20 protein-coding genes and 1 tRNA gene are annotated in these 20,546 nt (G+C 69.2%); 11 read left to right on the top strand and 10 right to left on the bottom strand.

What is annotated here, in order from left to right; translation table 11 throughout:
* Positions 1-27: 27 nt before the first annotated feature.
* Together Q673_RS26995 and Q673_RS26990 are read right to left on the bottom strand one after the other, a co-directional pair.
* Positions 28-900 (bottom strand): carboxylate/amino acid/amine transporter, encoded by an 873-nt coding sequence (locus tag Q673_RS26995; protein ID WP_023005817.1) that lies wholly within the window; start codon positions 898-900, stop codon positions 28-30.
* A gap of 36 nt (positions 901-936) precedes the next feature.
* Positions 937-1,491 carry a YqaE/Pmp3 family membrane protein gene (locus tag Q673_RS26990; RefSeq protein WP_023005816.1) on the bottom strand — a complete coding sequence of 185 codons (555 nt, stop codon included), beginning with the start codon at positions 1,489-1,491 and terminating at the stop codon, positions 937-939.
* A gap of 169 nt (positions 1,492-1,660) precedes the next feature.
* On the opposite strand from Q673_RS26990, the gene Q673_RS26985 reads away from it, so the two are divergent.
* The 6 genes from Q673_RS26985 (at position 1,661) to putA (ending at position 9,255) form a co-directional block, all read left to right on the top strand.
* Positions 1,661-2,068 carry a CBS domain-containing protein gene (locus Q673_RS26985; protein ID WP_023005815.1) on the top strand — a complete coding sequence of 136 codons (408 nt, stop codon included), beginning with the start codon at positions 1,661-1,663 and terminating at the stop codon, positions 2,066-2,068.
* Positions 2,069-2,398: 330 nt separating this feature from the next.
* Positions 2,399-2,472: transfer RNA gene (locus Q673_RS26980), tRNA-Gly, on the top strand.
* A gap of 55 nt (positions 2,473-2,527) precedes the next feature.
* Positions 2,528-2,887 (top strand): hypothetical protein, encoded by a 360-nt coding sequence (locus tag Q673_RS26975; protein ID WP_023005814.1) that lies wholly within the window; start codon positions 2,528-2,530, stop codon positions 2,885-2,887.
* A gap of 73 nt (positions 2,888-2,960) precedes the next feature.
* Positions 2,961-3,782 (top strand): AraC family transcriptional regulator, encoded by an 822-nt coding sequence (locus tag Q673_RS26970; RefSeq protein WP_023005813.1) that lies wholly within the window; start codon positions 2,961-2,963, stop codon positions 3,780-3,782.
* 250 nt (positions 3,783-4,032) lie between these two features.
* Complete coding sequence (putP, locus tag Q673_RS26965) at positions 4,033-5,523, top strand: sodium/proline symporter PutP (protein ID WP_023005812.1); 1,491 nt, start codon at positions 4,033-4,035, stop codon at positions 5,521-5,523.
* 66 nt (positions 5,524-5,589) lie between these two features.
* Positions 5,590-9,255, top strand: coding sequence for a bifunctional proline dehydrogenase/L-glutamate gamma-semialdehyde dehydrogenase PutA (gene putA / locus Q673_RS26960; RefSeq protein ID WP_023005811.1), 3,666 nt, complete (start codon positions 5,590-5,592; stop codon positions 9,253-9,255).
* A gap of 130 nt (positions 9,256-9,385) precedes the next feature.
* Here putA and Q673_RS26955 read toward each other — a convergent pair whose 3' ends face one another.
* Positions 9,386-9,667 (bottom strand): hypothetical protein, encoded by a 282-nt coding sequence (locus Q673_RS26955; protein WP_023005810.1) that lies wholly within the window; start codon positions 9,665-9,667, stop codon positions 9,386-9,388.
* Between the two features lie 246 nt (positions 9,668-9,913).
* Between Q673_RS26955 and Q673_RS26950 the strand changes: the two genes are divergently transcribed.
* Positions 9,914-10,540 carry an OmpW/AlkL family protein gene (locus Q673_RS26950; RefSeq protein WP_023005809.1) on the top strand — a complete coding sequence of 209 codons (627 nt, stop codon included), beginning with the start codon at positions 9,914-9,916 and terminating at the stop codon, positions 10,538-10,540.
* A gap of 90 nt (positions 10,541-10,630) precedes the next feature.
* Here the strand turns inward: Q673_RS26950 and Q673_RS26945 are convergent, their stop codons facing one another.
* Positions 10,631-10,963 carry a YqcC family protein gene (locus Q673_RS26945; RefSeq protein WP_023005808.1) on the bottom strand — a complete coding sequence of 111 codons (333 nt, stop codon included), beginning with the start codon at positions 10,961-10,963 and terminating at the stop codon, positions 10,631-10,633.
* Positions 10,964-11,212: 249 nt separating this feature from the next.
* Between Q673_RS26945 and Q673_RS26940 the strand changes: the two genes are divergently transcribed.
* The 4 genes from Q673_RS26940 to Q673_RS26925 all read left to right on the top strand — a co-directional run bounded on the left by Q673_RS26940 (position 11,213) and on the right by Q673_RS26925 (position 14,194).
* Positions 11,213-12,232: a DUF3549 family protein gene (locus Q673_RS26940; protein ID WP_023005807.1), complete on the top strand. Its 1,020-nt coding sequence runs from the start codon at positions 11,213-11,215 to the stop codon at positions 12,230-12,232.
* Positions 12,233-12,255: 23 nt separating this feature from the next.
* The gene (locus Q673_RS26935; protein WP_023005806.1) at positions 12,256-12,693 is read left to right on the top strand and encodes an ATP-dependent zinc protease family protein; all 438 of its coding nucleotides are present in this window, start codon (positions 12,256-12,258) and stop codon (positions 12,691-12,693) included.
* 28 nt (positions 12,694-12,721) lie between these two features.
* Positions 12,722-13,630 (top strand): 30S ribosomal protein S6--L-glutamate ligase, encoded by a 909-nt coding sequence (rimK, locus tag Q673_RS26930; protein WP_023005805.1) that lies wholly within the window; start codon positions 12,722-12,724, stop codon positions 13,628-13,630.
* A gap of 114 nt (positions 13,631-13,744) precedes the next feature.
* Entirely contained in the window at positions 13,745-14,194 is a 450-nt protein-coding gene (locus tag Q673_RS26925; protein WP_023005804.1) for a hypothetical protein, read from the top strand.
* 13 nt (positions 14,195-14,207) lie between these two features.
* Here the strand turns inward: Q673_RS26925 and Q673_RS26920 are convergent, their stop codons facing one another.
* From Q673_RS26920 to sufB, 6 genes are all read right to left on the bottom strand, one after another.
* Positions 14,208-14,930 carry a SanA/YdcF family protein gene (locus Q673_RS26920; protein WP_023005803.1) on the bottom strand — a complete coding sequence of 241 codons (723 nt, stop codon included), beginning with the start codon at positions 14,928-14,930 and terminating at the stop codon, positions 14,208-14,210.
* A gap of 65 nt (positions 14,931-14,995) precedes the next feature.
* On the bottom strand, positions 14,996-15,568 hold the full coding sequence (gene sufT / locus Q673_RS26915) for a putative Fe-S cluster assembly protein SufT (RefSeq protein WP_023005802.1): 573 nt from the start codon (positions 15,566-15,568) through the stop codon (positions 14,996-14,998).
* Positions 15,569-15,620: 52 nt separating this feature from the next.
* On the bottom strand, positions 15,621-16,877 hold the full coding sequence (locus Q673_RS26910) for a cysteine desulfurase (RefSeq protein ID WP_023005801.1): 1,257 nt from the start codon (positions 16,875-16,877) through the stop codon (positions 15,621-15,623).
* Between the two features lie 27 nt (positions 16,878-16,904).
* A complete protein-coding gene (sufD, locus tag Q673_RS26905) occupies positions 16,905-18,266 on the bottom strand; it encodes a Fe-S cluster assembly protein SufD (RefSeq protein WP_023005800.1) in 1,362 nt (453 codons plus the stop codon).
* Positions 18,263-19,015, bottom strand: a complete 753-nt coding sequence (gene sufC, locus Q673_RS26900; protein ID WP_023005799.1) for a Fe-S cluster assembly ATPase SufC — start codon at positions 19,013-19,015, stop codon at positions 18,263-18,265. Before sufC ends, sufD begins: the two co-directional genes overlap by 4 nt.
* A 73-nt stretch (positions 19,016-19,088) precedes the next feature.
* Positions 19,089-20,531 carry a Fe-S cluster assembly protein SufB gene (gene sufB / locus Q673_RS26895; protein ID WP_031218078.1) on the bottom strand — a complete coding sequence of 481 codons (1,443 nt, stop codon included), beginning with the start codon at positions 20,529-20,531 and terminating at the stop codon, positions 19,089-19,091.
* Between the last annotated feature and the right edge of the window lie 15 nt (positions 20,532-20,546).

Here is a 20,546-nt window from a genome sequence, read left to right as displayed (position 1 = left end):
GAGTGCGAAGGCCCCGGGCAAACGGCCTCAGGCCATGGTGGCGAGGCGCCGGCGTCGCTCCCACCACTCGTTGAGCAGCAGGGCGGCGAGGATGATGGCGCCCCCCAGCGCCAGGCGGACGAGGTCGGCGTCGCGATTCCAGATCACCAGGTTGACCACCAAGCCCGCTGGGATCAGGGCGTTGTTCATGATCGCCAGCGCCCCGGCGTCGACCCGCACCGCCCCGAGATTCCACAGGAAGTAGCCGAGCCCCGAGGCGACCAGCCCCAGCCACAGCAGCACGCCCCACTGCATCTCGCTGGTGGGCAGCGCCGCCGCGTCGCCGAGCAGCGCGAAGGCCGGCAGCGCCACCGCCAGGGCGCCGAGGTAGAACCAGGCGAAGACGCTGTAGCGCGGCAGCGAGGCGGGCAGCTCGGCGGAGAGCCGTCGATAGCCCACCTGCCCCAGGGCGAAGCAGAGGTTGGCGCCCTGCACCACCATGAAGCCCAGCCAGAAGCCGCTGTCCACGCCGTCGTAGCGGATCACCCAGGCCCCCAGCACCGCCAGCGCCGCGGTCACCAGGTAGAAGGGGGTGAAGCGACCGAACAGGGCGTCATCCAGCAGGGTGATGTAGAGCGGCGTGAAGATGGTGAAGAGCAGCACCTCGGGTACCGAGAGCAGCAGGAAGGACTGATAGAAGAAGAGATACATCACCCCCAGCTGCACGGCCCCAAGCCCCATCAGCACCAGCCGCTGGCGGCCCCGCAGGCGTGCCGGGCGCAGGAAGGGCAGGAACACCAGAGCGGCCAGCGCCACCCGCATCAGCACCGCGAAGTAGCTGTCCACCTGGCCCGCCAGGTAGACGCCTATCAGCGAGAAGGAGAAGGCCCAGAGAACGGTGACGCCGACCAGCAAGCCCATTGGTAAACCTCAGTTATCAAATCAGGTTGACCAATCCTACCGCCCGTCCCCGCCGCTGCCAAGCGCACCGTGCGCGAGGTGCCCCTGGACCCGCCGCCAGGCGTAGATCGCCCCGGGAATCCAGCCCAGCAGGGTCAGCGCCAGGCCCAGCGCCACCCGCCTCGGCGGCTCCCCGGCCAACGCCAGGGCCAGCGGCGGCAACAGCACCGCCAGGGCCAGCAGCGCGTGGCGCAGGGCCGGCGGTGCCTCGCGGGGCGGCTCGGCGGGAGCGGCGGCGGCCCGGTCGCCGCCCGCGGGTGACGCGGGTGGCGTGAAGACCCCCACGGCGTCATCGCCGGCGGCGCGCGCCTCATGGTCCAGGGCACGACGGTGGGCCTCGCGGTCGATCTTCTGGGTGATCGCCTCGGCCCCCTCGGCCAGGTCATCGTGGTAGCGCTCCCACTCCTCCCAGTCGAAGGGCGTGCCGGCCCGTGGGCGATGGTCACCCGCCTCCCGGGCCCGGGACCAGGCCTTCTCCTCCAGGGTGTTGGGCCGCTCGCGGTCGCGCTCCCCGTCGAGCCCCTGTCGGGCGAGATACTCGCGTGCATCCATGGTCCGTCTCCCGCAGTGAACAGATGGGTGATCCTGAATTGGAAAGGGGTGGGCCGTCGCGGGTTCCCCGCCGTCGTGGTGACGAGCGTTGAAGCGCCACCACCACCAGTAGCGGACAGCGCCGCCGGGTCGACTATGCTGAGGGCAAACCGGCACAAGGAGATCCGCCATGCCCAACAAGGCCCCCACCATCGTGCGCGAGATCATGTCCCGCGACTGCTATCGGGTCACCGGCAAGACCTCGGTGTCGACCCTGGCCGAAGGCCTCTCGCTGCACCGCCTGCCCGGGGTGCCGGTGGTCGACGACCACGACCACCTGATCGGCTTCATCTCCGAGCAGGACGTGATGGGCAAGGTGCTGGAGAGCGCCTACCTCAACGACGAACCACCGCTGGTCAGCGACCTGATGCGCCATGAGGTGCTCTCGGTGTCCCCCACCAAGAGCATCACCGACCTGGCCCAGGAGATGCTCGGCAACAAGCCCAAGGTCTACCCGGTGGTGGAACAGAACCGCCTGGTGGGCATAGTCACCCGCCGCGACGTGCTCAACGCCATCCTGCGCATGCGCCACCGCTGAGCAGGCTGTCACACCAGGCTCTCTCGTCATAGCCCATCGTCTCGCCACAGCAGGCCGTCACGACGCCCCGCCGCCGCGGGGCGTCGGCGCGTCCGGCCCCGACGCGACAGTCACCCAAAAAGAAGGCCGCCTCGAAGGAGACGGCCAAGATGCGATCGAAACTGCCAGCGGGCAACAGTGTTAGCGACTGCTATCGCGACTGGCGGTACAGGATCAGACAGCGTGAGACGAGAAAGTTCGCGGCGTCGGCAAATTTTTCTTTTCCGCCAGGCAAAAGGGTGTCCCCGGGCTTGCATCGCTAAGGGGCTGGTTTTACTATCGAATCGACTCGCGGGTGTAGCTCAATGGTAGAGCAGAAGCTTCCCAAGCTTAAGACGAGGGTTCGATTCCCTTCACCCGCTCCATCGCTTCCCTCCGTGGCCTTTTCCTGTCGCTTCCGCGGCCACCCAGGTGCACCCCATGGCCCTGTATCTGCTGGTCTTCGCCGTCTGCCTGGTCATCTTCGGCGGCATGACCGCCTTGCTGCTGCTCTCCGGCACACCCCGATTTCGCACCGATCCCGACCAGTTGTTGCGCCTCTTCGACCAGGCGCTGGACAACCGTGTGGACGAGACCGAGTGGAACACCCTGATGGGCTACCCGATCCGCCACGACGACTACCTGGACGGCGTGCGCCGCCGCGCCCAGCGGCTGATGGAGGAGCACGGCAACCACCGGCGCGCCGCCCGGGGCAAGCCGCTGCTGGACCCTACCGGCCAGGCGGAGCTCAGGGCGCTGCGCGACCATCTCGCCCGGCGCCAGGCACTGCAACAGCGTTGACAGAGCGCGGAACCCGGCGTGGAAGCGCCTCGGTTACCATGGGTCACCGCCCGCCGGCTGAAGGGAGGCCGTCATGCAAAGCGTGATCCGCCAGATCCCCCTCGACACCGCCACGCGCCACCACGCCCATGATTACCATCAGATCGTGATCGGGCTGCAGGGACGCGCGGAGTTCGAGATCGAAGGCCTCGGCGGCGCCATCTCGGCGCTTTCCGGCTGCATCGTGCCGGCCAACCACGTCCACTACTATGCCGGTACCGGCGACAACCGCCAGCTGATCCTCGACCTGCCAGCGCACTCGCCGGCCCTGTCCGGGCCCCACCAGGAGCTCGCCAGCCTCTTCGATGCGCCCCGCTTCTTCACCCTGGACGACCCGCTGCGCCACTACCTGCGCTTCCTGCTGCTGGAACTGGAGCGCAGCGGGGGGGATGGTCACCAGGGGGATCGCCTGGCCGCCACCCTGCTGGGCTGCCTGCACGACCGCCTGGCCGCGACGCCTTCCCAGCAGCCGACCCGGCCGCCGGCCCGGCTCGACCTGGCCCACCTCGAGCGCTTCATCGACGCCCACCTCGCCCGCCGCCTGAGCGTGGCCGACCTGGCCCGCGAGGCGTGCCTCAGCGAGTCGCACTTCCGCGCCTGCTTCCGCCGCCAGGCCGGCCTCACGCCCTGGCAGTTCGTGCGCCGGCGCCGCCTTGAGGCCGCCCGCCGCCTGCTCGACGAGAGCCGGCTGCCACTGGCGGAGATCGCCGCCCTCACCGGATTCAGCAACCAGAGCGCCCTCTCCCATGCCTGTCGCGAGGCCTACGGCCAGACACCCAGCCGTCTGCGTCGCCCCGACACCAGATCCTTGCCGGCCAGCGGAACGGCACGGCGACACTCCCTCACCACAGAATAAGACGAAAGTCTAACGATCTGACGCCATCGTCGGCCAACTCCCGCGGTTTTCGCAACAACTCCCGCGGAATCCACAAGCATCATCGGCGCCGGGCACCTACAGTCAGGGGGAGGCCAGGCTGCGACAGCCTCGCCCGCATGGCGCCATCGAGACAACAATGTCAACAAAGCGGTGCCCCACTGCCGGTCCCTCCGGCAGCGGCACCAACCACTCGGAGCCCGGCTCCGCCCTGATGAACTGGAGAGGTTTCATGGAAACTGGTGTATGGATCAGCCTGATAGGCTACTTCGTGCTCATGCTCGCCATCGGCGTCTACGCGATGCAGCGTGCCACCTCGTCCTCCGAGGACTACATGCTGGGGGGGCGCGGCCTGAGCCCCAAGGTAGCGGCCCTGTCCGCCGGGGCCTCGGACATGAGCGGCTGGCTGCTGCTGGGTCTGCCGGGGGCGCTGTTCGTGTCGGGCCTCGGCTCGGCGTGGATCGGCATCGGCCTGCTGGTGGGCGCCTTCTTCAACTGGACCCTGGTCGCGCCGCGCCTGCGTGAGCAGACGGTGCACTACGGCAACGCGATCACCATCCCCGAGTTCCTGGCCAACCGTTTCCCGACCCGGGCCCTGTCGCTGCGCACCGTGTCGGCGATCGTCATCGTGGTGTTCTTCGCGGTCTACACCGCCTCCGGCCTGGTGGCGGGCGGCAAGCTGTTCGAGAGCGCCTTCGCCGGGGTGTTCAACTTCGGCGGCATGAGCGACTACACCGCCGGGGTCGTCATCACCCTGGGCATCGTGCTGGTCTACACCGTGATCGGCGGCTTCCTGGCCGTCAGCCTGACCGACTTCGTGCAGGGCTGCATCATGATGCTGGCGCTGGTGATCATGCCCGCCGTGGTGCTGTTCGGCGAGGGCGGCGGCGGCTTCTCGCAGGCCTCCCAGACGCTCAACGAGGTGGACCCCACCCTGCTCTCCTGGACCGAGGGGCTGACGATCATCGGTTGGCTCTCCGCGGTGACCTGGGGCCTGGGCTACTTCGGCCAGCCGCACATCATCGTGCGCTTCATGGCCATCCGCAGCCTCAAGGAGGTCCCGGTGGCACGCAACATCGGCATGTCCTGGATGGCCATCTCGCTGATCGGCGCCGTGTCGCTGGGCCTGTTCGGCCGCGCCTACGCGGTGCGCAACGGCATGGATGTCGAGGACCCGGAGACCATCTTCATCATCCTCGCCGACCTGCTGTTCCACCCGCTGGTCACCGGCTTCCTGTATGCCGCGCTGCTGGCGGCGATCATGAGCACCATCTCCAGCCAGCTGCTGGTCTCCTCCTCCTCGCTCACCGAGGACTTCTACCGGCTCTTCCTGCGCAAGGAGGCCTCTGAGAAGGAGACGGTGGCGATCGGCCGCCTCTGCGTGGTGCTGGTGGGTGTGGTCGCCGTGATGATCGCCTCCAACCCCGACTCCCAGGTGCTGGGCCTGGTCAGCAACGCCTGGGCAGGCTTCGGCTCGGCCTTCGGCCCGCTGATCATCCTTTCGCTGATGTGGCCGCGCACCAACGGCGCCGGCGCCATCGCCGGCATGGTGGTGGGCGCCCTCACCGTGATGATCTGGATCTTGCTGGGCTGGAACGGCTCCTTCCTGGGCGGCCCCGGCGTCTACGAGATCATCCCCGGCTTCATCGCCGCCTGGGTGGCCATCATGGTGGTGAGTCTCGCCACCGCCGATGCCGGCGAGTATCAGCATATCGAGCGCTAAGACGGCGCCGAATCCCGCAACACCATGTGGCCCCGCGACCGGGGCCACGGGCAGGAGAGAGCAACTATGAACCATGCTACCCCGGGTCCCCAGGCGGTCGAGAACCCTCTCCGCACGCGCATCCGTGACCACTACGCCATCGACGAGGCCAGCGTGTTGAAGGGGCTGCTGGAGCAGCTCCGGCTCTCCGAGGAGGAGCGCCGCCGCATCGCCGAGGCCGGCGCCGGCTACGTGGCCCGCGTGCGCAAGGAGACCTCTCCCTCGATGATGGAGGCGTTCCTCGCCGAGTACGGGCTCTCCACTGCCGAGGGCGTCGGCCTGATGTGCCTGGCCGAGGCCCTGCTGCGGGTCCCCGATGCCGAGACCATCGACGACCTCATCCACGACAAGATCGAGCCGTCGGACTGGGGCGCCCACCTGGGCAAGTCCTCGTCATCGATGGTCAACGCCTCGACCTGGGCGCTGATGCTCACCGGCAAGGTGCTCGACGACGATCCCAAGGGCCCGGTGCGCGCGCTGCGCGGCCTGGTGCGCCGCATGGGCGAGCCCGTGGTCCGCACCGCGGTGGGCCAGTCGATGCGCATCCTCGGCCGCCAGTTCGTGCTCGGCCAGACCATCGAGGAGGGCATGAAGAATGCCCGCGACCTCGAGAAGCAGGGGTACACCTACTCCTACGACATGCTCGGCGAGGCGGCTCGCACCGACGAGGACGCCCTGCGTTACCACCAGGCCTATGCCACGGCGATCGCGGCGATCGCCAAGCAGGCCAAGGGCGACGTGCGCTCAAGCCCCGGTATCTCGGTGAAGCTCTCGGCGCTGCATCCACGCTACGAGACCACCCACCGCGAGACCGTGATGGAGGTCCTGGTGCCCCGCGCCAAGGAACTGGTGCAGCAGGCGGCGAAGGCCAACATCGGCTTCAACATTGACGCCGAGGAGCAGGACCGCCTGGACCTGTCGCTGGACGTGATCGAGGCGCTGATGGCCGACCCCAGCCTTGACGGCTGGGACGGCTTCGGGATCGTGGTGCAGGCCTACGGCCGCCGCGCCGCGCCGGTGATCGAGGCGCTCTATGACCTCGCCGAGCGCCACGACCGGCGCATCATGGTACGCCTGGTCAAGGGCGCCTACTGGGACACCGAGATCAAGCTGGCCCAGGAGATGGGCGTCGAGACGTTCCCGGTCTTCACCCGCAAGGTCAACACCGACGTCAGCTACATGGCCTGCGCGCAGATGCTGCTCGATCGACGCGATCGCATCTACCCGCAGTTCGCGACCCACAACGCCCATACCTGCGCGGCGATCATCGCCATGGCGGGCGGCGACAAGGAGAGCTACGAGTTCCAGCGCCTGCACGGCATGGGCGAGTCGCTCCACCATATCGTCAAGCAGTCGGAGGGTACCCACTGCCGCATCTATGCCCCGGTCGGCGCACACCGCGACCTGCTGGCCTACCTGGTGCGCCGGCTGCTGGAGAACGGGGCCAACTCCTCCTTCGTCAACCAGGTGGTGGACGACTCGATCCCGCCGAGCGAGGTGGCCCGGGACCCGGTCGCCGGCCTGCTCGAGCTGGGCGACGCCATCGCCAGCCCCATGATCCGCCAGCCCGGCGAGCTGTTCGCCCCCGAGCGCAAGAACTCCCGGGGCTACCAGATCAACGAGCCGGCCTCGATCCTGCCGCTGATCGAGGCCCGCGAGGCCTTCGCCGATACCACCTGGACGGCCGGCCCGATGCTCGCCGGCGGCCCGGCGCCCCAGGGCAAGGCGCGTGACACGTTCTCCCCCGCCGACACCTCCCGGGTGGTCGGCCAGGTGCATGAGGCCACGCCGGAGGAGGTCGCCACCGCGCTGGACGCCGCCGAGGCGGGCTTCCAGGAGTGGTCCGCCACGCCCGTGGCCGACCGCGCCCGGGTGCTGCGCCGCACCGCCGACCTCTACGAGGAACACATCGCCGAGCTGACGGTGATCTGTACCCGGGAGGCGGGCAAGATACTCTTCGACGGCATCGCCGAGGTGCGCGAGGCGGTGGACTTCCTGCGCTACTACGCCAACGAGTGCGAGCGCCTCGAGGCCGAGGAGCCCGGCAGCGCTCGTGGCCTCTTCGTCTGCATCAGTCCGTGGAACTTCCCGCTGGCAATCTTCACCGGCCAGATCGCGGCCGCGCTGGGTGCCGGCAACGCAGTACTCGCCAAGCCCGCCGAGCAGACGCCACTGATCGCCGCCCGGGCCGTCGAGTTGATGCGCGAGGCCGGGCTGCCCGAGGCGGCGCTGCAGCTGCTGCCCGGCGATGGTCCGACGGTGGGTGGCCCCTTGACCAGCGACCCGCGCATCGCCGGCGTCTGCTTCACCGGCTCCACCGAGGTGGCACAGATCATCCACAAGGCACTCGCCCAGAACGCTGGGCCCGATGCGGTGCTGATCGCCGAGACCGGCGGACTCAACGCCATGATCGTGGACTCCAGCGCGCTCACAGAGCAGGCGGTGCGCGACATCCTGATCTCCTCCTTCCAGTCGGCTGGCCAGCGCTGCTCGGCGCTGCGCATGCTCTATGTCCAGGAGGAGGCACGCGAGCGACTCTTGACCATGCTCGACGGTGCCATGGACGCCCTGACCATCGGCGATCCCTGGAACACCGACACCGATGTCTCCCCGGTGATCGACGCCGAGGCCCAGGCGGATATCTCCGCCTATGTGGCGCAGAACAAGAAGGCCGGCAAGGTGATCAAGACGCTGCCGGCGCCACAGGTCGGCACCTTCGTCACCCCGGCGGTGATCGAGGTCGACGGCATCGGTGATCTCGAGCGTGAGATCTTCGGGCCGGTGCTGCATGTGGCCACCTTCAAGGCGCGGGAGATCGACGAGGTGGTCGATGCGATCAACGCCAAGGGGTATGGGCTGACGTTCGGCCTGCACACCCGCATCGACGATCGCGTACAACAGATCGTCGAGCGGATCCATGTCGGCAACGTCTACGTCAACCGCAACCAGATCGGCGCCATCGTCGGCTCCCAGCCCTTCGGCGGCGAGGGGCTCTCGGGCACCGGGCCCAAGGCCGGCGGGCCGCTCTACGTCACCCGCTTTCGCCGCACCGCCGAGGTCGAGCGTCACGAGGCGCCGAGGGGCGACGCCGTATCGATCGGCGATCTGCAGTCGGCCCTCGACGGCCTCGACCCGCGCAACTGGGCGGCGCGGCCTGACCGGGTCGAGGTGCTGCGCCGGGCGCTCTCCGGCCAGCGCGGCGTGATCCGCAAGGCGCTGGCCGAGACCGCGGCGCTGGACATGACGCCCCAGACGCTGCCCGGGCCGACCGGCGAGAGCAACCGCCTGTCGATGTACCCGAAGGGCATGGCGCTGTGCCTCGGGCCGACGCTGGAGATCGCCATCGCCCAGGCGGTACAGGCGCTCGGCTGCGGCTCCCCGGCGCTGGTGGTCGCCCCGGGGGCGAGCCAGGCCGTGCGGCCGCTGGTCGAGGCGGGGGCACCGGTCGCCGGCCTCGACGGCAGCATGGCGGCCGGGACGCTGACCGAGCTTGCGGGCATCGCCAGCGTCGCCGCGGCCGGCTCCAGCGACTGGACCCGCGAGCTGCGCCTGGCGCTGGCCGCGCGCGAGGGGGCCATCGTACCGCTGGAGACCCAGGCCATCGCCCCGGAGCGCTACGTGGTGGAACGCCACCTGTGCATCGACACCACCGCAGCCGGGGGCAACGCCAGCCTGCTGGCCACGGCCGAGTAGGCCAGGCAGTACGCGAGGGGAGCTACCCTCGCGCGTCCCATCCACACCGGCAGGCCTGCCCCTGCCCTCACCCACCAGCGGGCCGCCCTCGGGAGGCCCGCGGTGTATATGGTGCGACGGTGCCCCGCGGCTAGCCAGCGAGCGACCGCGCGCCCAGCAGCAGCCCGAGGGCGACCAACGCGCCCAGCCGCCAGGCGGGGAACGGCGCCCGCCTGCCACGCTCCGGCACCAGCGGCGCGGCGAAGGCCATCCCCAGGATAGCGGCCCCCAGCAGGACCAGCGGCAGCCGCAGCGCCATGGGCAGGTCAGCGATCAGCTCCGGCTCGAGCAGCAGCCACACCGCCAGGCCCGCGGCCAGCAGCAGCCCCGCCAGGGTCAGGCGATTCTCGTCCCGCGGGCTCGCGTCTCCCATTGCGGCTCCTCCATGGCTCTCCCCTCCCCTAGTGAAGCCGATCGCGGCGCATTCGGCGACTGTCGCCGGCCGGCGACTCGCCCCGGGCCGGTGGACCTCGCGACAGGAGGATCCATGGCGCGGCACTCCACCGCACTGCATCATTCCCTTGCGCTGGATCAATTCCTCTATCGGTAACGGCGGTTACACTGAACTTATCTTCCCATGCGGCGTCGTGCCGCACCCGAGCCAGCAGGAGCCGACACCATGCGCAAGAGCCCCCTCTCCACCCTGATCGCCGCCGGCGTGGCCGCCGCCGCCGTCACCGCCAGCACCCAGGCCTTCGCCTACGGCGCCGGCGACTTCTTTACCCGGGTCGGCGTGGCCAAGGTCGAGCCCAAGAGCGATAACGGATCACTAGTCAATGGAACTCTCGATGTTAATGTCGAGGACGATAGCGCCTTCGCCTTTACCCTGGGCTATCGCTTCACCGACAAGCTGGGCGTGGAGCTGCTGGCCGCCGAGCCCTTCGACCATGACTTCCAGGTTGGCCCGCTTTCCGGCAGCACCGACCATCTGCCGCCGACCCTGACCCTGCAGTACTACCCGCTGGGCGGCACCGACGCCTATGTGCAGCCGTATGTGGGCGTGGGCGTCAACTACACCAAGTTCTCCGACGAGGAGATTAGCGCTCCTCAAGAACTGGAACTGGATGACTCCTGGGGCGCCGTCGGCCAGCTGGGCGTGGATGTGCTGATCGACGAGCACTGGGCCCTCAACGGCGCGGTCTGGTACATGGATATCGACTCCGACGCCAGCCTGGGTGGAACCGATATCGGCAAGGTCGAGATCGACCCGGTGGTGGTGATGGGCGGGATCAGCTACCGGTTCTGACCCCGGCCCACCGCCAGACAAGCACAGGGCCCGCCATCGGCGGGCCCTATGTCGTTGTGAGGCAGGCACCTGACGTCGTGCCGTGGCGAGTCAGTTCTCGGTCACCAGGCGGTCGATCTCCTCCACCGCCTGGCGGAGCAGCAGGCGGTCGCTGGCACGCACGCCCGCCTCGGCCAGGTAGGTGTCCAGGATCGGGGCCACCTCGCAGCGCGCCGGCATGGGGGCGCGACGCGCCACCAGATCGTCGAGCCGGGCGATGAACACGAAGCGCAGCCACTGGGGCAGCGCCATGGTGTCCACACAGAAGGGCTGCTGGCTATCGAAGGCCTCGGGCTCGGGCCGCTCCATGCGCCACAGGCTGGCCGCCTTCATGGTCGCCTCGAGCCGGCGCAGGGCCTGGTCGAGCTCGTCGTGAACCATCATCGGGAAAACTCCATTCGCATGTGGTGGCATTATCCCGCCCTCGGCGGCGAGTCGCCACCCGGTGCTCGGCATTCACAGTTTCCGTGAACGGGGCTGTGGATAAGCGCTGGAAAGAGCGCGCCAGCCCAGCCGGCATGGGCACCGGCGAGGGATGCTCAACATTTGACCAGCGCCGCGCCATGCCGTGCCGGATGGCTGACAGCCCGACGGTGCCGCGGTAGAGTGCACGCTCCAACACGCGGAGATGCCATGCGACCCATCCACACCCTTCACGACTTCTTCGTGCGCAGCGGTGCCGAGGTGCGGCTCTACCACCTGGGCCGCCGCGTCGAGCCCTGCGAGATGGCGACCCTGGCGGCCCTCGAGGCCGGCGAGGCGCCCTGGCCGCTGCCCTGGCAGGGCCAGGCGCGCCTGGGCCTGGTGTTCCGCCTGGGCGACATGCCCGAGCCGGTGATCTGGTTCCTGGCCCTGCCGCTGGACGAACAGGGCCATCTCGACCCGGCCCCTCGGGACGCCTTCGTGCAGCGCCTGCTGGAGACCCTGGGGCGCAGCGTGGCGAGCGTCGGCCGCGAGGAGAGCGAGGCGGTGGATAACCTGATGCAGGACAACCCGCTGGCCTTCACTCCCTCGCTGCCCTTCCAGGCGGTGCTCCACGCCCGCGCCCGCCTCGACCTCGGCGAGCCGGCCAGCCAGCACCTGGAGCCGGTGGAGGCCTACCTGAGCGGCCAGCAGGCGCTGGACTGGCAGGCCCTGGGCCTCCAGGGGCTGGCCGACTTCGTGGTGCGCATGGATGACGCGGCGCGGCGCCAGCTGGCCGCCGCCCTGCCCGGGCTGCCCGGCGAGGTGCTCACCTCGCTGTGCTACTGCCTGGAGCATGTGGCCATCGACGCACCGCTGGCCGCCGCCCTGCGAGCCCGTGGCGAGGCGGCGGCCGCCGCCGGCGACGTGGAGGCGCTGTGCGCCTGCCTGCGCGCCGCCGCCCCGGCCGCGGAGGCCGGGGCCTGGTTCGACAGCCTGCTGGCCGACCCCCACGCCTGCGGCCCGGACCTGCTGGCGGCCATCGCCGCCCGCGGCTGGCAGCACCTGGAGGACGGCGAGCGGCTGCCGCGCTACCTGACACGCCTGGCCGAGTGCGAACGGGCCGACTTCACCCGCGTGGCCCGCGACCTGGCGCTGATTCCCCGGCTGCGGCTGCCGCTGCTGATGACCCTGCGTGAGGCGCCGGCCGACTCCCCGGTCGGCCGGCGCCTCGCCGCCCTGACGCGCTGACGGCGAGAACGAGCATGACGACGATGAAGGAACTCCCCTACACCCCCAAGGCGGTGATCGGTCGCCGCGAGATGGTCGAGCTGCCGGAGATGCACCTGACCCTCTGCGCCAAGGCGGACACCGGGGCGCGCACCTCGGCGCTGCATGCCGAGGACATCGAGTCCTTCGAGGAGGAGGGCCACCTGTGGGTCAGCTTCACCACCCGCAGCGGCGGCCCCGAGACGCCGCCCCATGTGTTCCGCATGCACCTGCATGACCGGCGCAAGGTACGCAGCTCCAACGGCCAGGAGGAGTGGCGCTACGTGATCCGCACCCCCATGCGCCTGGGCTCGCTGGAGTACCAGGTGGAGCTGACCCTGACCGACCGGCGCGACATGCGCCATCCCATGCTGCTGGGTCGTCGCGCCCTGCGCCGCCTGCTGGTGGCGCCCGGCGCCGCCTTCCTGCACGGCGAACCCTGAGCCCACAGGCCCCACCCGGAGTCACCCGATGCATATCGCGCTGCTGTCTCGCAACCGCAACCTCTACTCCACCCGGCGCCTGGTGGAGGCCGCCGAACAGCGCGGCCACAGCGCGCGGGTGGTAGACACCCTGCGCTGCTACATGAGCATCGCCTCGCACCACCCCTCGATCCACTACAAGGGCGAGGAGCTGGAGCCCTTCGACGCGGTGATCCCGCGCATCGGCTCCTCGATCACCTTCTACGGCTGCGCGGTGCTGCGCCAGTTCGAGATGATGGGCACCTACGTGCTCAACGACAACGTCTCGATCACGCGCTCCCGGGACAAGCTGCGTTCCCTGCAGCTGCTGTCGCGCAAGGGGCTGGGGCTGCCGATCACCGGCTTCGCCCACTCCCCCGACGACATCCCCGACCTGATCACCATGGTCAGGGGCGCCCCGCTGGTGATCAAGCTGCTGGAGGGCACCCAGGGCATCGGGGTGGTGCTGGCCGAGACCAACCAGGCCGCCGAGAGCGTGATCCAGGCCTTCATGGGCATGAAGGCCAACATCATGGTGCAGGAGTACATCAAGGAGGCGAAGGGCGCCGACATCCGCTGCTTCGTGATCGGCGACAAGGTGGTGGCCTCGATGAAGCGCCAGGCCGCCGAGGGCGAGTTCCGCTCCAACCTGCACCGCGGCGGCACCGCCAGCGTGATCCGCATCACCCCGGAGGAGCGCTCCACGGCGATCCGCGCCGCCAAGGCGATGGGGCTGCGGGTCGCCGGCGTCGACCTGCTGCGTTCCAACCACGGCCCGGTGATCATGGAGGTCAACTCCTCCCCCGGGCTTCAGGGGATCGAGAGCGCCACCGGCAAGGACATCGCCGGCCTGATCATCGAGCATCTGGAGAAGAACGCCGCCCCGGCCCGCAAGGCGCCGCCTAAGCCCAAGGGGTAATTGCCGAATCAGCACCGGCCAGGCCCAATGGGCATGACGGCTTTCGCCGTCCGGGGGGTAGAAAAACAGTGTTTTCCCGGCCACAATCTGCGTCACCAAAGGGGGTGACCGCTCATGTTTCTCGACAATCGCCAGGTGGCGATGGACAGCGTGCTGGAAGCGCTGGCCGACAGCATCGACTATTTCCAGGACAACCTGGAGCGCCTGCGACCGTCGCTGCGCGACAGCCTGAAGCCACACTACGAAGCGCGCGGCCGGGCGATGCGCGAGCTGCAGGAGCTGGCCCGCGAGCACCTGAGCATGCTGCCCCGGGACGCCGACGTCGAGCGTGACGACTACATGTGGCTGTGGAGCCGGCTGAAGAGCTTCGTCGGCAACGAGAGCCAGGTGGTGATCGGCGAGCTGCTGGAGCAGGAGCGGGTACTGATGCAAGCCCTCTCCAACCTGATGACCCACCCCCTGCCCGACGCCCTGGAGCCCAAGGTGGAGGAGTGCTGGAAGGGCTGCCGGGCGCTGATCCGCGAGCTCTACGCCCTGCAGAAGAGCCGCCCCAGGCGGCGCTGATCGCCCCCCCGGCTCAGCGCTGCGCCGGGGGCCCCGGGGTGTCGAGCCACCAGGCGTCGTGGCCGGCTCCCGGCACGATCTCGAGCGGCTCCTTCGGCCCCAGGAAGTAGGGCTCACGCCCCCACAGGTAGAGATCCCCCAGGGTCGCCACCCGGGCCAGCCACTCCCGCGCCTCGAGCCGCCACTGCCCCGCCACCGGCGACGCAGGCACCGCACACCCCTGCACCTCCAGCCCCAGCGCCTCGGCGATGAACAGCGCCCGGGGCAGATGCCACGCCTGGGTGATCAGCAGCGCGCGCTCGACCCCGAATACCTCCCGGGCCCGGGCCAGGGTATCGAAGGTGCTGAAGCCGGCGTAGTCCAGGGTCATGGCGCGGTCGGCGACACGCCGGGCGCGCAGGTCGCGCCACATGGTGATGGGCTCGTTGTAGGCCAGGGTGCGGTTGTCGCCGGAGAGCAGCAGGTGGTCGACCTGCCCCAGGCGCACCAGCCGGGCGGCGGCGCTCATGCGCGCATCGAAGTAGGGGTTGCGCACCCCGCTGCGGGTCCAGTGCGAGGTGCCGAAGACGATGCCGACCGCCTCGGGACGGCACTCGGCGAGGTCATGCGCGATGCGCTCCCGGGTCTGGCCGAGCACCCAGAGGTTGCCGGCGAGCACCAGCAACACCAGCAGCAGTACCGCCGCCCCCAGGGCCATCAGCAGGGCCCGGAACAGCCGCCATGCCATCCGCGTCATCGGCCTCTCCCCGCCCCGGCGCTGCTGCGCCACGTTTCCACCCTGCCCGGCACCGCGCCGAGTCATCAGAACATGCCGAGCTCGAGCTTGGCCTCGTCGCTCATCATCTCACGGCTCCAGGGCGGATCGAAGACGATCTCGGTGTGCACCTTGCTGATCTGCGGGGCGCCGAGGATCTTGTTGCGGGCATCGGCGGCGATCACGTCGCCCATGCCGCAGCCCGGGGCGGTGAGGGTCATGCGGATGGTGACGATGCGCTCGCCGCTGATCAGCCGCTCGATGCGGCAGCCGTAGACCAGCCCCAGGTCGACGATGTTGACCGGGATCTCGGGGTCGAAGCAGGTGCGCAGCTGGTCCCACACGAAGCGCTCGATCGCCTCGTCGGAGGCGTCCTCGGGCAGGGTCGGCCGCGGCAGCGCCTCCAGGCCCAGGGCATCGAGGTTGGCGCCCTCGATCAGGTAGAGGCGCCCCTCGAAGCCGACGCTGACCGAGCTGCCCTTGGCCTGCATCACGCTGACCACGCTGTCCTCGGCCAGGGTCACGGTCTTGCCGAAGGGGATGGAGATCGCCTCCACGTCCCGCTGCAGCGGCAGCTCCTGCCCCTTGTGGAGGCTCGCTATCTGCTCGATGTCGCTCATGGCGTTCCTTGTCTGGTCATTCCGGTTCTCACCCCGCCTGCCGTCTCGCCGCCTAACGCACCATGCCGATGACACGCTCCAGGGCATCGGCGAAGACGTCGATCTCCTCCAGGGTGTTGTAGGCAGCGAACGAGGCCCGGCAGGTGGCATCCACCCCGAACTGGGCCAGCAGCGGCTGGGCGCAGTGGTGGCCGGTACGGATCGCCACCCCCAGCTGGTCGATCAGCAGGCCGATGTCCTGGGCGTGAGCGCCCTCCACCACGAAGGAGAGCACGCCCGCCTTGTCGGGGGCGGTGCCGAGGATGCGCAGCCCCTCGATGCCAGAGACGCGCTGGGTGGCGTGGGCCAGCAGCCGCGCCTCCCAGGCGCCGATGGCGTCGAGGCCGACGCCGGCGACCCAGCGCAGCGCCTCGCCCAGGGCGATCACCTCGGCGATGGCCGGGGTGCCGGCCTCGAACTTGTGGGGGATCTCGGCGAAGGTGGTGCCGGCCTCGAAGGAGACCGTGGCGATCATCTCGCCGCCGCCCTGCCAGGGCGGCATCGCCTCGAGCAGCTCGGCCTTGCCGTAGAGCACGCCGACCCCGGTGGGGCCATAGACCTTGTGACCGGAGAAGGCATAGAAGTCGGCATCGATGTCGCGCACGTCCACCGCCTGGTGCGGCACCGCCTGGGCGCCATCCACCAGGATCCGGGCGCCATGATCGTGCGCCACCCGCGCCATCTCGCGCACCGGGTTGACGGTGCCGAAGGCGTTGGAGACGTGGTTGACCGCCACCAGCCGGGTGCGCTCGGTGAACAGCGCGCGGTAGGCGTCGAGGTCCAGCACGCCGCGCGCATCCACCGGGATCACCTTGATGGTGAAGCCGAGCTCGGCGGCCAGCAGCTGCCAGGGCACGATGTTGGAGTGGTGCTCGAGGCGCGAGATCAGCACCTCGTCGCCGGCCCGGAGGTTGGCGCGCCCCCAGCTGTTGGCCACCAGGTTGACCGCCTCGGTGGTGCCACGGGTGAAGACGATCTCGCGGTGGTCGGCGGCATTGAGGAAGCCGCGCACCGCCTCACGGGTGCCCTCGAAGGCCGCGGTCGCCTCGTCGGCCAGGGTGTGCAGGCCGCGGTGGATGTTGGCGTTGTAGCCGCCGTAGTAGGCGTCGAACGCCGCGATCACCTGGCGCGGGGTCTGGCTGGTGGCCGCGTTGTCGAGATAGACCAGCGGCCTGCCATGCACCTGGCGCGAGAGGATCGGGAAGTCCGCGCGGATCGCTTCGACGTCGAGGCTCGGCGTCGCCGGGGCGCGGGTGGCCAGGTCGCTCATGGCAGGCTCCTCCTCAGGGGTTGGCGGTTACTCATCACCCAGGGCCACGGCGGCTTCCACCAGCCCGGCCAGGTTGAAGCGCTCGGGCAGCTTGCCGGCCACGGCGAGCTCGACGCGCTCGGCCACGGCGTCAACGTCGACCTCCTCGAGCACCTCGCCGGCGAAGGCCAGGGTCAGCAGCCCGCGGGCGGTCTGGCGATCGATGCCACGGCTGCGCAGGGCGTAGATCGCCTCCTCGTCGAGCTGGCCGGTGGTGGTGCCGTGGGAGCACTTGACGTCGTCGGCGTAGATCTCGAGCTCCGGCTTGGCGTCGATCTCGGCGCGGTCGGAGAGCAACAGGTTGGCGTTGCTCTGGAAGCCCTCGATCTTCTGGCTGTCACGCTTGACCACCACCTTGCCGTTGAACACGCCGTGGGCGCGGTCATCGAGGATGCCCTTGTAGTTCTCGTTGGAGAAGGTGTGGGGCGCGTTGTGGTTGGCCAGGGTGTGGCTGTCGACGTGCTGGCGATCCTGGCCGTAGAACAGGCCATAGAAGTCGCAGGTGGCGTTCTCGCCGTTCAGGTCGCTGATCAGGTCGGTGCGCACCAGCGCCCCGCCCAGGTTCAGGTTGAACGAGGTGTAGCGACTGTCGCGGGCCTGCTCGACGTGGATGCTGGCCACGTGCAGGTCGGCGAGCGGCGCCTCCTGCAGCTTGTAGTGGGTCAGCAGGGCGTTGCGCTCGAGGATCACCTCCTCCACCAGGTTGGTGAAGTTGGCGGCACCCTCCTCGCCCACATGGTGCTCGATCAGGGTCGCCTGGCTGCGCCCGCCGGCCTCCACCAGGATGCGCGGATGGCTCATCACCGGCGCCTCACCGGCCCGGGAGAGGAACTGCAGGATGATCGGCTTCTCCACCACGGTACCCGGCGCCAGGCGCAGCACGGCACCCTCCTCCATGAAGGCGGTATTCAGCGCCGAGAAGGGCGAGAACTCGACCCCGGTCAGGCGTCCCAGCGGGCCGCCCACCGCCTCGTGGTTCTCGGCCAGGGCCGCGGAGAGCGGCACCAGGCTGACACCCGCCGGCAGGCCATCGAGCTGCGACAGGGCCGCCGAGAAGACGCCGTCGACGAAAGTCAGCCGGAAGGCGTCGATGGGCAGGGTCAGCGCCGCGGCGCTGGCCGGCGAGAAGTCGGCATCGCCGGCCAGGGCGAAGTCGCCCCGGGCGATGGCGCGCACGTCGGTGTACTTCCACGCCTCGTCGCGGCGGGTGGGGAAGCCCATCGCCTCGAAGCGGGCGGCGCCGGCCTGGCGCCGGGCGGCGATCCAGGTCGGTTCCTGGCCCTGTGACTCGAGGCGCGCGGCGCGATGCTCGGCCAGGCGGTCGAGGAAGCGCTGTGTCTCGTCACTCATGCGGCAGACTCCTCCAGTACCCAGTCATAACCACGGGATTCGAGTTCACGCGCCAGCTCGGCGTCGCCGCTCTTGGCGATGCGGCCGTCCACCAGCACATGGACACGGTCGGGCACGATGTAGTCCAGCAGACGCTGGTAGTGGGTCACCAGCAGGATGGCGCGCTGCTCGTCACGCAGGGAGTTGACGCCGTCGGCCACCACGCGCAAGGCGTCGATGTCGAGGCCGGAGTCGATCTCGTCGAGCATGGCGAGCCGCGGCTGCAGCACCAGCATCTGCAGGATCTCGTTGCGCTTCTTCTCGCCGCCGGAGAAGCCCTCGTTGACGGCGCGCTGCAGGAAGCTGGGGTCCATCTTCATGAAGGCCAGCTTCTCCTTGACCAGCTTCATGAACTCCGGCGCCGGGATCTCGCCCTCGCCGCGGGCCTCACGCTGGGCGTTGAGCGCCGACTTGAGCAGGTAGATGTTCTTGACGCCGGGGATCTCGATGGGGTGCTGGAAGCCCAGCAGCAGGCCGGCCTGGGCGCGCTCCTCGATCTCCATCTCGAGCACGTCGCGGCCCTCGAAGGTGATCGAGCCTGCGGTCACCTCGTAGCCCTCCTTGCCGGCGATCACCGAGGAGAGGGTGGACTTGCCGGCGCCGTTGGGGCCCATGATGGCGTGCACCTCGCCGGCGTTGATGGTCAGGGAGAGGCCCTTGAGGATTTCCTTGCCCTCGACCGTGACGTGCAGATCCTTGACTTCGAGCATCGTGATTACCTTTTCGATTCGGGCGGGCCGCCGCCGCGGCCCGGCACGGTGAATTCATTGCCTGGGTGGCGACTCAGCCCACGGAGCCCTCGAGGGTCACGCTGAGCAGCGCCTCGGCCTCGACGGCGAACTCCATGGGCAGCTCCTGGAAGACGTCCTTGCAGAAGCCGTTGACGATCATGCTCACCGCGTCCTCCTCGGAGATGCCGCGGCTCTGGCAGTAGAAGAGCTGGTCCTCGCCGATCTTGGAGGTGGTGGCCTCGTGCTCCACGGTGGCGGTGCTATTGCCGATCTCCTGGTAGGGGAAGGTGTGGGCACCGCACTTGTCGCCGATCAGCAGAGAGTCGCACTGGGTGAAGTTGCGCGCCCCCTTGGCCCGCGGACCGATCTTGACCAGGCCGCGGTAGGACTGGTTGCTGCGGCCGGCGGAGATGCCCTTGGAGACGATGGTGGAGCGGGTGCCCTCGCCGATATGGATCATCTTGGTGCCGGTATCGGCCTGCTGGCGGCCGTTGGTCACCGCCACCGAGTAGAACTCGCCCTTGCTCTCGCGGCCGCGCAGCACGCAGGAGGGGTACTTCCAGGTGATGGCGGAGCCGGTCTCCACCTGGGTCCAGCTGATCCGCGAGCGGTCGCCGCGGCAGTCGCCGCGCTTGGTGACGAAGTTGTAGATGCCGCCCTTGCCATCCTCGTCGCCGGGGTACCAGTTCTGCACCGTGGAGTACTTGATATAGGCATCATCCAGGGCCACCAGCTCGACCACCGCGGCGTGGAGCTGGTTCTCGTCGCGCATCGGCGCGGTGCAGCCCTCCAGGTAGGAGACCTGGGCGCCCTCCTCGCAGACGATCAGGGTGCGCTCGAACTGGCCGGTGTTCTCGGCGTTGATGCGGAAGTAGGTGGAGAGCTCCATGGGGCAGGTCACGCCCTTGGGCACGAACACGAAGGAGCCATCGGTAAACACCGCCGAGTTGAGGGCGGCGAAGTAGTTGTCGGTCTGGGGCACCACGCTGCCCAGGTACTGCTTGACCAGCTCCGGGTACTCCTTCACCGCCTCGGAGATGGAGCAGAAGATCACCCCGGCCTCGGCCAGCTTCTCCTTGAAGGTGGTGGCCACCGAGACGGAGTCGAACACCGCGTCCACCGCCACGCCGGCCAGGGCGGCCCGCTCGTGCAGCGGGATGCCCAGCTTCTCGTAGGTCTCCAGCAGCTTGGGGTCCACCTCGTCGAGGCTCTGGGGGCGATCCTCGGGGCGCTTGGGGGCGCTGAAGTAGGAGATGGCCTGGTAGTCGATGGGCGGATAGTCCAGGTGCGCCCAGGAGGGCGGCGTCATCTTCAGCCAGGCGCGGTAGGCCTTGAGGCGCCACTCCAGCATCCACTCGGGCTCGCCCTTCTTCTTCGAGATGAAGGCGATGGTGTCCTCGTCGAGGCCGGGCGGCAACGTGTCGCTCTCGATGTCGGTCACGAAGCCTTCCTTGTAGTCGCGACGGACAAGCTGTTCCATTTCCTCACTAGCCATGGTCTCTCCCCCTCC

This window comes from Halomonas sp. PBN3 (genome assembly GCF_000475415.1).
Classification (GTDB): domain Bacteria; phylum Pseudomonadota; class Gammaproteobacteria; order Pseudomonadales; family Halomonadaceae; genus Halomonas; species Halomonas shengliensis.
The sequence above is the reverse complement of the archived record's forward strand: the minus strand, read 5'-3'. Positions and strand labels throughout refer to the sequence as shown.